Below are 14,568 nucleotides of genomic sequence, written 5' to 3' on the forward strand. Positions count from 1 at the left end.
ACCATCCTCACATACCATAAATTACCCTATTTGTCAATAGTACATTAGTTCTACTAGTCAAAGTACATTATTTGCTGAATAATTTTTCCCCAATTTACTCTTTCAAACCACTGCTAATTTGTAAAGTTTTGTATTTTTTTTCAAAATTGATCTCTGAAACGACTATCAATAAAGACTTTTGCAGATCATCTTTTGAGCAGGGTACAAAATTGACAATAATAACCCAATTATGAAATTCTCAATAATTCTAGCAAATCGCCGCAAGTATTGCAAGCTCGTTGCTAAATAAAAATAATTCTCAATTAATTATTAAGAAAATCTAAACTTGAATTTTCCTAAGTTATGAATATTAAAAGTATTATTGATTTTATATAAGTTTTAATTATACTATACTGTGAAATTATATGATCACTTCCGTACCATTAGTCAATTATTTGCTAGAGTATGGAAAAGCATAAAAACCAAAAAATAACGAAAAATTACCAATTTTTATCATTTGCTAACTGACTGAGATAATCATCCATAATAGCTGGTAGTTCTTTTGGTGAATAGGTATAAGTTAAAAATAAAAATGTCATAGCTGTTGTTATAATTGGCTTTCTATCTAATATCTCCGATAATTGAGAACGGGTATATTTACCATTCATGATTTCTATACTAGCATCAGCGATCGCATCTTCAATTACTTCTTCCTCTATTAAATTTTCCCATTCATCATAATTGACATAATAGGATCTTTTATTTTCCTTCAAATTGATTTTTTGAATTTCTCTAATTGAATTACGAATAGAAGCCATCCAATAATTTGTCAATCGCTGTTCTATTTGATTTTTCATCAAATGAATTAGTAAAATCTTTAAAAATGATTCTATATTTCTCAATATTGCCTGTTTACTCATTCCCTCTAATTCATCAATAATTGCTAAAGCATCGGCATAATTTCCTTGTAAAATGCTGTTTCTGAGGTCTATTAATTCCTGAGTCATTTTCGTTAACCTCCAGGATGATTCACATACTAATAATAACACAGCTTTTACAAAAAAGCATACTAGGGTAATTTTAAATTTAACTCTTGTAAAGTATTAGCATCTGCTTTAATTGTAATTGTATTAGGTTCAGCATATTTACCATTGACTTTTAACTGATAACTTCCTTGTCGCAACTGTTCCAAATAGAAAACACCTGCATTATTCGTAATAGATATAACTGATGATTTGGAACTATTATCAATAGCTTCAACTTTAGCACCAGCAATAGGGTTTCCTTTGGAGTCCGTCAAAGTTCCAGCTAAAGTGTAGGCCGGTTGCAAGGCAATAACAACAGGTGTATAACTTCCCTCCACCACTTGCACAGCAAAGCTACTAATTGCAGGTTGAAAGTCAGGAGGAAAACCAGCAGGATCTAAATCTACACGATAAGTTCCGGGAGGAAGACGGACAATTAAATTATCTTTGTGAATATCAAGTTGCGAAGATATAACAGGCTCATTATTGAGCATGAGAAAATCAGAATTATCATGATATATTTCTTCATGATGATCTCGTTTTCCATTGCTATTACGATCTAAGAAAGGTTTAATTAATAAACCTCCTTGAGTGCGAAAACGTTCGATTTGTCTATCACCCGGAGTTATCCCCCCTTGAAAACCCAAACTAGAAACCAGTTGAATACCCAAACTACTTTGATCAGAATTTAGAGAAACTCCCTCATAACGTGCCTGTAACAAAATACCTGGTAAAACAGTTGTTCCCAGCGTTCCATAAAGTCCTGTTCCTAAAGAACCCATTCTATAACCTAACTCACCTTGCCAAAGATTTTCACCGTATTTAGTTTGCATAGGAGAAGTATAACGCCAATATGCACTTAGTAAATTAGCATTTTGAGAAGAATTGAGAGTTTCATATTTAAAAATTAAAGACTGGTCAGGATGAAATAAATAAGATAGTTGGGAAGAAGTGCTAGACTGATTACCACTATGATTAAAGGATAACTTGCCTAAAGTTTGATTTAAACTCCAATTTAATTGAGCATTTGTATTAATATTCACCAGAGCAGAAGTAGAAGAATTACCACTACTAGAAGAATAGCCTACACCGAAATTTTTATCTTTGTCTAAATCCCCATTACTATTAAATTTGAATTGCTTTGATATCTGGAAATCGAAAGTATAGCGAGTAGATTTTAAATCATTACTTAATGTCGCATAAAAATTAGGATTACCATCCCAAATTACATTAGTATTTAGCTTGATATCATCTGCTATGACACTAGAAACAGTAACTTTTAAAGGAGATTTTTCCCAACTGAGATTAGTATTAATCTTGATCTTATCTCCCATCAAACCAGAAATATTTGCTTTAAAAGGAGACTTTTGCGGCTGATAAAAAAGCTCTGTTAAACCTTGAAAAGATGAATCATATATACCCCCTAAACCTACAGTTAAATCCTTCGTTAATCCCCATCTTTGCTTGATTCCTCCACTAAATTGGGTAAAGTCTCCCCAAAAATCATTATTATTTAAATGTCGTTTCCCTCCCCCAGAAACAATTAAAGCTGATGTTCCCATAGACAGTTGTTCAGGTAATAAATTAAACCGGGCATCTTCAACTCGTGGTTTAGCAGTTAAAACTCCATCAGCATATAATAAAACTTGATAATTTGTGCCTATTTTTCTACCCACAGGAACATTATCAAAACGGTAATTTCCTGAAATATCAACTAACTGTTCAGCTATCGGAGTAGGATTATATAAACCTTTAACAAGACGTGCTAAAGTTCCTGGGGGAGCGCGACCTGTTACAGTTCCAGAAATCCGCTCTGGTTGTAATCTTTGACCAAAGTTGACACCACCACTACCATAGGTGGAAAAAGGAGAAAAACCATAACGTTTAATAGTAGTAAATCCCCAAAAATCTCCCCCACTTGAACTTGGCCAGAAAGTTGCTTGTGAACCTAAATAATAATCACTAGAATCTGTTTGTTTCAGAATTTGTAAATCTGATAATTGCCAAGTTTTACTATCTGTCATATCACCTTGATTTAGCCGCAGAAACCAACTACTATCAAGGATTGTTCCCACCGCTGATAAAGTACCCTGATTCTTTAAATCTGAAGTGGTTGTACCAGTTAAATTAGCCCTTTGTTCCACCATACTCAATGTGATATCGGGAGGAGAAATTTTCGGTAATCCTGTGATGATAACAGGCTTTTTTTCAATATTATTACTGTCCTCAGATTTGATTTCAGGAATATCAAAAACAATAGCATATTCCCGCCAATCAAATTTAGATTCAATACCGAAAATATCTTTAATTTCCTTCGTGGAAAGGACTAATCCTAATTCTGGATCATTATGCAGTTTATTAGTATCAAAATGAATAACTTTAAAAGGCGATCGCAACTCAACCTCATGATCTGATATACTTTTAGAAGTAAACTTTAATGTTTGCAGAACATCATCATAAGGAATTAACCACTTGTCAAAATTAATCGCGTCTTTATCCTTAACTTCACCCCGCACCAAAACCCCATCTCTAATATTGTTTTTGCCGGCATTTAAGCCAATAATAAATGTTGTTACAGGATCATCTTTTGGCGGTGTTGAAGTTGTTTGAGTTAAAAATATTGGTAATTTTTCATCTCCAAAATTTTCATCCCCAAAATATTTGGGTTGGGAAATATTTTCCAGGGGAGTTTTTATGAGTATTTGCTTTTGGCTATTTTCTTCATTCAAAGAAACTTGCCTAGGTAATTCTGCTGCTAAAATTAAATTATTTTTACCAATAAAACTACAACTAACTAAATTAAAAAAGCAAAGTATTTTTAGATAATTATTAATCTTGAAAAACACTGTTAAACTACGTCAAATCCAAAAAGACGGTTTTTATCGTATATTTGCCAATGAAAATCGTCTTAATCAATGAATTTTTAGGGAACAATAAATTTGACACTAAACGGAATTTTATTGGTCTGGTTTACACCCCATCCCAAATTACCAGAAAGTTGATATTCTCCCGGTTCTAATTTAATTTTCTTACCAGGACTAGAATAATCAACAGCGAGATAACGTTCCCCTTCAGCAATGACCGTTGTATCTATACCTCTACCATTATAAATTTGTTTATCTCCCTTTTTAATCGTCCATTCTCCCTGAGTAATTACACTAGCTTTTCCGCTATTTTTAACCAATAATTGAAGTTGCTGCGATTTAGAATCAAATCTAGCATTAACCGCAGTTAAATTGTGGGAAATATTGCCCTTGCGAACATAAACAGCTACTCCTATTCTGGGAACAATTGCTGTTTTAAAAATAGCCCCATTATTTGTACCTGATTCTTCTTGAAAAGTCGCTTCTAAATTTTCTGTGAATAACATTGCTCGATATTCACCATCGGGTAAACTGGGAGGAAAGCGCACAACAAACCGGATACGACGATTATCTGTACCAGGAACTTGCAGTTCTCGTGGGGAAAATTGCAAATAGGGAGTTAAATCGAAAGGACTGGCATCTAAAAGTTTAAATCCAGTTTGTAAATCATAGGTAAAAGCTTGAGTATAAACACGGGCGCGGAAGCTTTTAGCATCTCCATTTGTCACTGTAATTGTTCCCTGTGCTTGTCCCTGTTTAGCTACGGTTTCAATTACCAGTGGAGCAACAGCAACATCAGCTTTAGCAGCATTTCCCGATAATAAAAAGGTAGAAAACACAATACTACTCAAAGGATATAAAATTAGTTTCTTACAAGAAATTTTCATACTTAATTTTTATCAACTAGAATTATCTGCAATACAATAGGACAAGGATTGGAGCTTAAACCCAGGCATCCAATCCAGTCCAAAAACAAGATAAGTAGGTAAACAGAAAAAATTAAAGGTATATGACGAAATGTAAATTCAATGAATGCCTTGCAAATAGGTCGTTTCACGGTTTTCACAAAACTAAACATATATCGTTTTTATTATGTTTACCTACTTAACTAAAACAGAGTCGATAAATGGACTTTGCTTTAGTTAGGAGTAGCGGTAACAATAACCTTATAGCTATAGGTTCCAGCCACAACATTACCAGCAGTACCTGGCGCTGCTCCAGCACTCATAGCGACTTTAAGAACACGAGATTGATCAGCAGGAACAGTTATACTAGAATTAGTGTAGACAGCCCATAAGCGAGTGCCAGTAGAACTGCTGGCGGCATTGGTGGTTTCCGCATCGTAAACAACAGATTGCCTATTCGTATCATCAAACCCAGCAGGTGCTGATATCTTAACGGGAACTCCTGCACTTACCGTAGCAGCACCATTACAACTAAGAGTTGTTGAACCTGAAGTACCTGTATCAAGTCCTGGTATACCACCTGCAGCTTCAAGCCAGCCGTCACCAGGAGCTAAGGTGCCACTTGTAGTTCCACTAAAGGTGCAAAGCTTTGCGACAGTAGCTGCGAAGTTAACGGTTTTAGTTTCTGCTTGGGCTTTGGGGTTGAAAGCCACAGCACTGAGAGCGGCAATACCAGTAATTAGAGCAAGACGACGAAGATTTTTCATAAGATACGCAGTAAGTGGGAAACTCAGTCCCTTTAGGGCTGGGTTACTGAAGGTGAGATTAGCAAAATATGCAATCATATTTCAGTGACTTAATAGTTAGACGTTTTCCGCAGCCAAATTGTGAATTATTTAACGGAAATTCAGTAGATGGTTGTAATCCGAACATTTTATACTTACTGAGGAGTAGCCGTCACGGTTACTCTATAGATGTAGCTTCCTTGAGGATTACTGCTACCATTAGCACTACCAGCAACCATTTCCACTACCAAAGGTTCATCTGTACAACTACTAATACTCAAAGGCTGAGGGGCTGAGTCGGTCCAGCCAGGAAAACCTGTAGAACTACCGACCTCAGCGGATGTCATTCTGTTTCCTGAACGAACACGAGCTTTCCGAAAAGTATCCTCGAAGCCTGAAGGTGCAGATATCCGTTGCGGGACAGACACACTAATGAAAGCAGTAGTAGTACAGGACATAATCACATCCGCTGTACCTGTTAACTGGGCTTCACCTGATATCGGGTTAGGTATAAAACCTATGGATGGGGTAGGATTATCAGGTGAACCAACTTTAATAACAATAGTAGCGGTAATATTACCGTTAAAGTTAACATTCTGAGTTGTTTGGGCTTCAGATTTAGCCAATAATGCAATATTACTAAGAATAGCAATAGCACTAACCAAGGCCAGAGGACGAAGATTTATCATATTAAATACCGATTAAATACCAGGAGGATATCTTTTATTCTTTCATTAATTAGACTTTTACCCCAGTTAAGTTTATGATTTAACTGCACAATTTTCTCAAGATTACCCCACTGCCAAAAATCTCTAATTTTTATAAGTACATATTCTTCATTGACAGCAGATTTTTTCTCAATCTCTTCAACCTCTCTATTCAAATTAGATTGAACATCCACCACCATAAGTGGAGAAACAGTAACCGCCGGTTCTGATTTTTCCTGCTCCACTATTGGCACTATTTCTAACTGATCAGATAAAACAGAAGTATCATCAATATCAACTTTTCTTTTGATCATATTCTCCGATTTATTCCTAGTTCTAGACTGGGAAGCAACCTGAGATCTAAACGATTGTAAATCTGTGGAGTATCTATTCTCTTCTCCCAGAAAATCTTGATGATATCGCTGTTTTAAAATTGCCCGTGCTTGGGAAATACGCTTGCGGACATTATCATAGGCAATATTTAGTTTTTCCCCAATTTCTTGATACGAAAGTTGTTCTTTAAAGTGCAGAATAAACGTTTCTCGCAGTCGAGAAGGTAACTCATCTATCACAACCTCAAAAAAATTTTCTAGTTCTTCTTGGGTAGTCAAAAGAATCGGTGTTTCTTCGTGACTAACTAATTCCTCCTGAAACTCCCAACTCTCAACTTGTTTTGCTCGCTGATCATCTTTTCTATATATATCCATACAGACATTATGGGTTACTTGGGTTAACCATGCCTTAAAGCTTTTAATATTACCGCTAAAATTACGGATTTTCTCATGGGCTTTGAACATCGCTTGACTGAGAGCATCTTCTGCATCAGCAGAGCTACCCATCCACTTTACACAGCAACGATATAAGTAGTTTTGATGCTCCTGCCAAAGTGTCCAAAAGGTCTCATTGGAGAACAAATAGAAATCGTGAGCGGACATATAAACACCATCTGATACCTAGAAAATGAGCAAACCGGGAGTTAGTTGTTAATAACCAGTAATCAAATTACTATTAACCTACTATTTCTGCATGGTATGTGTATATTTAAGCAAGTTAAGTAAAGTTCATTAATAATAATTCTGGAAATCGCTTTATAATTTGGTTGTAGCTATTTATAAAGAAAAAATAAATCTACTATGATCGTCTTTAACTTCCTTAAATTCATTATTCTTTCAGTTCGATTATGAAAATCCCCAGAAATCGCCAGACATACTTATTAACCAAGTTGGGTGAGGAAAAAATAATTAATACCCTTACTAAAAACCACGTGAACCCTCGTCATAGAATTACTTGGATACAGAAACAGATGGAAAATACTGGTGAAACTATAAGTAATAATACGATTCGTAAAGTCTTAACAAAGCAAAGTGTTGAAGAATATGTAATTCAGTCTGTATTTAAGGTATTAAAAATATCATACAAGCGTAACGTAGACAGTATTCTAGTTTCAAAAGATATAAGTAGTGCCAAGAGTGCCGATCAAAACTGCTTGTCTTTTGAAAACAAAAGTCCTCATTTTTTTGGCAGAGATGATGACGTAGCAAAGCTTAATACTCTAATTAATCAACATCAAAAAATTATTGTTATTCAGGCACCAGGAGGACTAGGTAAAACAACTTTAGCCAAGCAATACTTAGATAATCAAGGGTTTGATTTAGTTTTATCCCTAGAAATAGCTAAAGAACCAGATAATATCACTAGCGTTGACAGCGTAGTTGAAGAATGGCTAAAACAATACTTTCAAGAAGAACCAGGAAGAGAATTTGGTATTACACTGATCAGATTAAAAAAACACTTGCAAAATCGTCAAGTCGGGATATTAATTGATGGCTTAGAACCCGCACTAGATAAACACGGTAAGTTCATTCAAAATCATAGTCGTTATCTAGAATTATTCAGGATTTTAGCGGATGCAACTGTCCAGTCATTTACAATAATTACTAGTAGAGAATGTTTATTTGATGACCGTATTGATCTAGTTTATCATTATTATTTAAGTCAATTAGCTGTATCAGCGTGGCAAGAATTTTTTGCATTTCACGAAGTTGAGATTAATATTTATTTACTAGAAAAAATGCACATAAAATATGGGGGTAATGCCAAAGCCATGCATATCTTACTTGGGTCAATAAAAACAGATTATCAAGGAGATGCAACTACTTATTGGCAAGAAAATTGTACTTTAGTGGAAAGAGGATTGAAAAATTTAGTTGTCAATCAATTTGAGAGATTGCAAAGTTTAAATCCCAATGCCTATAAGTTACTGTGTCGGTTAGGATGTTATCGCTATCAAGATATACCACAAATTACTGAAGATGCCTTACTAGCTTTGCTGTGGGATATTCCTGACCAGCAACAGTGTATCTATATAATTAGATATTTAAAAAATTTACGTTTGTTTGAATTTACCAAGGGAAAGTATTGGCTGCATACAGTGATTAGAGAAGAGAGCATAAAAAGGTTAAAATCAAGTCAAGAATGGCAGGAAGTTAACCGCAAAGCAGCCGAATTTTGGACAGGTAGTGTAAACAATATTCGCACAATAGAAGATGCTAAAAAAGCCTTTGAAGCTTATTATCATTATGAATGTATTCATGACTTTGAACAAGCTGGATATATAATTATTCAACGAAGAAATGGTTGCTGGTCATTTGATGAAATGCTGGCTTTTTCTTACTATCGAATGGGAGCATTAACACAAGTAATATCTATACTGAATTTCCTCAAAGAAAAGATAAAATCTGAATATCTACTAGCAAGTATTTATAGTATTGAAGGCATAATAAATTTAGTGTCTGGAAATATGAATATAGCGATTAATTATTTGCATCAATCACTAGCAATAGCAAATTGTATTTTAAATAATTTTGAAAATCATCAAATAGACATAAGTTATGATGAGATTGTATTATTAATAGTCAAAAATCACATCCATTTATCTTTTTACTATATAGACATCTGGGAACTAGAAGCAGCCATAAATATTTTAGAACCGACCAAATCATGGATAGAAAATATAATCCAAAAAGGAGATAAAAATTTAAAGTTAAAAATAGAAAAATATCAAGTAACCGTGTGGCTACATTTAGCTTTGTTATACTCGTACTTTAGTCCAGAAGAAAAATACATTATTCCTCAATCTTTGGCTAAAAAAGTATATTATTCCCTTTTCACAGGAATTTTTGCTGAAATAGTATATCATATTATACTTAATTTAGAAACTTTTCTGATTAATGCAGGTTTAGGAACTGAAGTGAATTTTTGCAGATGGCGTAAAATATATGCTTTATTAAAGTTAGGTCTAATTTACAAAAATTTAGGAAACATTAAAAAATCTTTAAAAATATATAATGCAGCGATCAAACTTTCTCAAGCAGAAAGTTCCTATGGATGGATAGAATCTGCTCAAGAACTTAACTATAATTCTCACTATAATCCCCTTGTAGCTCAGGTTTTAACAGGTTTAGCAGAACTTGATCGCATCCAAGATAATTTTCCAGAAGCACTTTTCAAACATTCACAATCAATAGAAATATTCCATAAAATCAGTGGTAACAGATGTGATTTAGCAGAGGCTCACTTCCAACTAGGTTTAACATATCAGAAAATGGGTGACTTTAAAAATAGTCAGACCAATTTTGAGCAAGCCATAATATTATTTACAGCAGCAGCGGCTCCCCGACAAGTTGAGAAAGTTGAAAAAGAGAAATTAAAAACCCCCAAATCAGCGTAAATAGTTAACAGAAGATGGGATTTTTTTCATCCCCCCCTTGCTCAAGGGAGGAATAGGGTGCGGAATGTGGGTTTTATACCTCAAAAAGATGAAATCTACTGTATCGGTAAATTTTCCACTTGTAATAAATCTAATCCTTGGGCAAAAATCTCATCAATGGGTAACATTTCCCCTGCTTCAGTCATGAATTTATGGTCTTTTGTCGCGCGAATAATTGCCCCATTTTCTAATAAATATTCATAGACTTCCTGTTGTCCTCGATGATGCCATTGGGCAATTGATTGAGTGTATAATATTCCATTACTATCAACAGTATAAACTTTACATTCAATTTGCTTTTCCACAATTTCCCCAATCTCTAAAAAACCATATTCAACAGTTAAAATTTCTGTATCATAACTTAAACAATATTCGGCAAATTTTAACATATCCCAAAATAAATGTTCAGCAACTTGGGATTTTACACCATTTTTTGCAGAACCATCAATAAAATTTTGCTTTTGTTTCTCCATTTCCGATACTTTCTTTTTCCCCATAGCGCGACGGAGTAAATCAGCTTGTCCTAAACTATAACCAGCCATATCTTGAGCAATTTTCATAATTTGCTCTTGATAAACCATAATTCCGTAGGTTTCATTTAATATCGGTTCTAAAATTTGAGTATCATATTCAATTTCTTCTCGTCCATGTTTCCGATTAATAAATTTAGGAATTAATCCGGCATCTAATGGTCCAGGACGATAAAGTGCAAGAATAGAAGAAATATCTTCAATATTAGAAGGTTTCAAATCTCGCACTATCTGTTTCATCCCTGAAGATTCTAATTGAAATATGCCTTCTAAATCACCTGCTTCTAATAGTGAATAAGCTTTAGCCACATCTTTTGGTAAGCTGGTATGTTCACCTTTGGCTAATATTTTTTGTGCCTTTCTTTCCTGTCCGGTAATTTGATCAGGATCAACACGATATCCTTTACTTTGTTCAATTAAATCAATGGTTTTTTGAATTAAGGTTAAATTCCGCAACCCCAAAAAGTCCATTTTTAATAATCCCAAAGATTCCAAATCTTCCATAAAATATTGGGTAATTACAGAACCGTCATTATTTCGCTGTAGGGGAACAAGTTCATCTAATGGTTCTGCGGAAATAACCACACCAGCAGCATGAACACCGAAGGTTTTGTTAGTCCCTTCAATTCGCATGGCCATATCAATCCAGCGCCGCACAGTGGGATCATTATCATATTTGGCTTTAAATTCTGGTTCGGGAGTTTCATCGGAAATCATCACTTTCAATTTTGTAGGTTTACCCCGGACTACAGGAATCATTTTCGCCATTTTGTCAGATTCATTGTAGGGAATATCTAACACTCTAGCCACATCTTTTAACACTGCTTTTGATGTCAGTCGGTTAAAAGTAATAATTTGGGCTACTCTCTCAACCCCATATTTTTCAGTGACATATTCAATTACCTGATCTCGTTTATCAATGCAGAAATCTGTATCAATATCCGGCATTGATTTGCGTTCGGGATTGAGAAATCTTTCAAATAATAAACCATGATGTACCGGGTCAATATTCGTAATTCTCATAGCATAAGCTACTAAAGAACCTGCCGCAGAACCCCGTCCTGGACCAACGGGAATATTATTGTCTCTTGCAAATTTGATATAGTCCCAAACTACTAAAAAGTAGGTGGAAAATCCCATTTGCTGAATCATTTTTAATTCATATTCTAATCTTTCTTTATAGACCGGATCTACTTCGTTGCGAGATTTGCGATTTAATCTTTCTAAAAGTCCCAACCATGCAACCTCCTCTGCATAAGTATCTGCTGTATGTCCTGAAGGGATTGTGGGTGTGGGAATTTGTGGATCACCCATGATGTGATAAGGTTCAACTTTATCCGCAATTTCTTCTGTTGTAGCGATCGCTTCGGCAATGATATCATCGGCTAAATGGTCACGGAATAGCTGGTGCATTTCCTCAGATGATTTGAGGTATTCTGTGCCGCTGTACCGCATTCTTTTATCTTCGCTAATAAGTTTACCGGTTTGAATACATAATAAGGCATCATGGGATTCTACATCAAAACAAGAGATAAAATGAGAGTCATTTGTGGCGATAAATTTAATGTTTAATTCCCTGGCAATTTTGACGATTTCTACATTTACAATCCGGTCTTCTTGAGAACCATGATCTTGAATTTCTAAATAAAAATCTTCACCAAATACTTCTTTATACCATTTGGCAATTTTCCTGGCTATATCTGGCCGATTACTGAGAATTGCTTGGGGAATTTCTCCCCCTAAACAAGCACTGGTGACTATTAACCCCTCCTTATATTGTTTCAGTAAATCCTTATTAATACAGGGACGGGAAAAAATGCCTTTACCTTGTACTCCTTGCAGGTGAGAAATGGTAGTTAATTTAACTAGATTTTTATAGCCTTGAGTATTTTTGGCTAATACGACTTGATGATATTTAGGACGACGTTCTTGTTTGTCAATTTCACCATTAATGATATACATTTCGTTGCCAATGATTGGCTTAATCGTCTTACTGCGGCAGATTTTGATCAGTTCCACAGCCCCATACATGACACCATGATCTGTGAGGGCGATCGCTTTCATTCCTAATGCGATCGCTCGATCTACCAATTCTGGTAATTGACTAGCACCATCAAGCAAGCTGTAATCACTGTGAATATGTAAGGGAACAAAGGACATATTAGTATTTGGTAAAGTAAGGGGATTTTCAACTAACACTTTTTAGTTAATATTTTATGCCGGGAAGGGAGTAATTAACCAGGTATGTTATAATTTAACATCAATGTTGCGGCTGTTATAGTTAATTTAATTTTAGGATATATAGTTTTGTAATTAGCCTGATAATAAGCATTTAATAAGCTACTTAGTATTTAATATGCAAATCCAAATCTTCAAAAACTCCTGTGGGGTGGGCATCTTGCCCGCCCCCATTATATAACTTGAATGAATATATTTTTCAACCATTAATTTGTGTTATCACTATTATAAATATTATCTATTATATGAATAATCGTCTTTTCTATGTTCAGATAAAAAATTCTCAACTAGATGGGTTTTTCCAACACCCCATTTCCCCTTGACAGCTAAAACGCTATAATCTTCATTTTTTTAAAATCTCTTGAGAATACTTTCAGCTTTTTATCGATTAATTCTAGCATTTGCTTTATTTGTATTTTGAGTCATAAACTTTTTTAGCATCCAATGACAAAAACAAACATTTTTCTAATACATTAATTATCTTATCTTATATACTTTCATGTCAAGTATATTTAGTAGCATTAAAATTTTGTTGCCAAGGGCGGGCAAGATGCCCACCCCACAAGAGAGGATGTAATAATTGAGGTGATTCTGAAGTTGGTTGCCAAGGGCGGGCAAGATGCCCACCCCACAAGAGAGGATGTAATAATTGAGGTGATTCTGAGGTTGGTTGCCAAGGGCAGGCAAGATGCCCACCCCACAAGAGAGAGGATATAATAATTGAGGTGATTCTGAGGTTGGTTGCCAAGGGCAGGCAAGATGCCCACCCCACAAGAGAGAGGATATAATAATTGAGGTGATTCTGAGGTTGGTTGCCAAGGGCGGGCAAGATGCCCACCCCACAAGAGAGAGGATGTAATAATTGAGGTGATTCTGAGGTTGGTTGCCAAGGGCAGGCAAGATGCCCACCCCACAAGAGAGAGGATGTAATAATTGAGGTGATTCTGAGGTTTGCCACAAGTAAGGGTAATCTTCTGGTGTTGATGACAGTCCTGCTTCTACAGGATTTTGTCTGATATATTGCCAATATGCTTGAAACTCTTCTTCATTTCTGACAATTCTGTCATATCGCTCATCTTGCCAAATAGTTCCTATATGTTTCATCACCTTGGCAATCTGTTTAGCACTATAACCTTTAATACTACTCATAATGCTACTAAGAGACCAATACTCATTTTCTGATTTAAGTAAAGGCTGCATCAGTAAATGTACATGATCTATCATCACAACCAAGACAAATATCTTATATCTTTGATTATTAAAAAATAAACAACTATTCAAAACTATTTCCCTAGCTTCTGGGTTAAGTTCTAACTTTTCCCAAGTATTAAAAGTAATAAAATAACTTGCCCCATCTAACTCCCAATGAGGTAACATCCTATGGTAAATTTTTAACCTTGCTTCTTCCATAACAGAAAAATATTTTCTAGGTTTATTGTAGGATAGGCATCTTGCCTGCCCTATCTTTATATTTCCCATCCTCTAAACAGAAAATTACATTCTTTTTATTTTTTGTAGTTTATATACATCTCTTATAGTTTACACCTCTTGTGGGCTTCTTATAGTTTACACCTCTTGTGGAGTTCTTATAGTTTACACCTCTTGTGGGGTGGGCATCTTGCCCGCCCATTAAAAAAATCCTCTTGTGGGGTGGGCATCTTGCCCGCCCATTAAAAAAATCCTCTTGTGGGGTGGGCATCTTGCCCGCCCATTAAAAAAATCCTCTTGTGGGGTGGGCATCTTGCCCGCCCATTAAAAAAATCCTC

General features: G+C 35.2%; 8 protein-coding genes and 2 pseudogenes. 1 reads left to right on the forward strand and 9 read right to left on the reverse strand.

What is annotated here, in order from left to right; genetic code table 11:
- Positions 1–479: 479 nt before the first annotated feature.
- The 6 genes from FFO06_RS17080 to FFO06_RS17105 all read right to left on the reverse strand — a co-directional run bounded on the left by FFO06_RS17080 (position 480) and on the right by FFO06_RS17105 (position 7,200).
- The gene (locus FFO06_RS17080; RefSeq protein WP_137909109.1) at positions 480–986 is read right to left on the reverse strand and encodes a DUF29 family protein; all 507 of its coding nucleotides are present in this window, start codon (positions 984–986) and stop codon (positions 480–482) included.
- Between the two features lie 62 nt (positions 987–1,048).
- Positions 1,049–3,850, reverse strand: coding sequence for a carboxypeptidase-like regulatory domain-containing protein (locus tag FFO06_RS17085; RefSeq protein WP_137909110.1), 2,802 nt, complete (start codon positions 3,848–3,850; stop codon positions 1,049–1,051).
- A gap of 77 nt (positions 3,851–3,927) precedes the next feature.
- Positions 3,928–4,755 carry a fimbrial biogenesis chaperone gene (locus tag FFO06_RS17090; protein ID WP_137909111.1) on the reverse strand — a complete coding sequence of 276 codons (828 nt, stop codon included), beginning with the start codon at positions 4,753–4,755 and terminating at the stop codon, positions 3,928–3,930.
- Between the two features lie 251 nt (positions 4,756–5,006).
- A complete protein-coding gene (locus FFO06_RS17095; RefSeq protein WP_137909112.1) occupies positions 5,007–5,618 on the reverse strand; it encodes a hypothetical protein in 612 nt (203 codons plus the stop codon).
- 95 nt (positions 5,619–5,713) lie between these two features.
- Positions 5,714–6,247, reverse strand: coding sequence for a hypothetical protein (locus FFO06_RS17100; protein WP_137909113.1), 534 nt, complete (start codon positions 6,245–6,247; stop codon positions 5,714–5,716).
- Entirely contained in the window at positions 6,244–7,200 is a 957-nt protein-coding gene (locus FFO06_RS17105; protein WP_137909114.1) for an RNA polymerase sigma factor, read from the reverse strand. The genes FFO06_RS17100 and FFO06_RS17105 overlap by 4 nt, the downstream gene beginning before the upstream one ends.
- A gap of 245 nt (positions 7,201–7,445) precedes the next feature.
- Here FFO06_RS17105 and FFO06_RS17110 point away from each other — a divergent pair, with 245 nt between their 5' ends.
- On the forward strand, positions 7,446–9,995 hold the full coding sequence (locus tag FFO06_RS17110) for a tetratricopeptide repeat protein (protein WP_137909115.1): 2,550 nt from the start codon (positions 7,446–7,448) through the stop codon (positions 9,993–9,995).
- A 95-nt stretch (positions 9,996–10,090) separates the two neighbouring features.
- Here FFO06_RS17110 and FFO06_RS17115 read toward each other — a convergent pair whose 3' ends face one another.
- The 3 genes and pseudogenes from FFO06_RS17115 to FFO06_RS22680 all read right to left on the reverse strand — a co-directional run.
- Positions 10,091–12,724: a DNA polymerase III subunit alpha gene (locus tag FFO06_RS17115; protein WP_137909116.1), complete on the reverse strand. Its 2,634-nt coding sequence runs from the start codon at positions 12,722–12,724 to the stop codon at positions 10,091–10,093.
- Positions 12,725–13,036: 312 nt separating this feature from the next.
- Positions 13,037–13,132 (reverse strand): annotated as a pseudogene (locus FFO06_RS22630) (P-loop NTPase fold protein); the annotation flags it as partial.
- 615 nt (positions 13,133–13,747) lie between these two features.
- Positions 13,748–14,212 (reverse strand): annotated as a pseudogene (locus FFO06_RS22680) (REP-associated tyrosine transposase); the annotation flags it as partial.
- Positions 14,213–14,568: the final 356 nt, after the last annotated feature.

This window comes from Dolichospermum planctonicum (assembly GCF_005402965.1).
GTDB lineage: Bacteria > Cyanobacteriota > Cyanobacteriia > Cyanobacteriales > Nostocaceae > Dolichospermum > Dolichospermum planctonicum.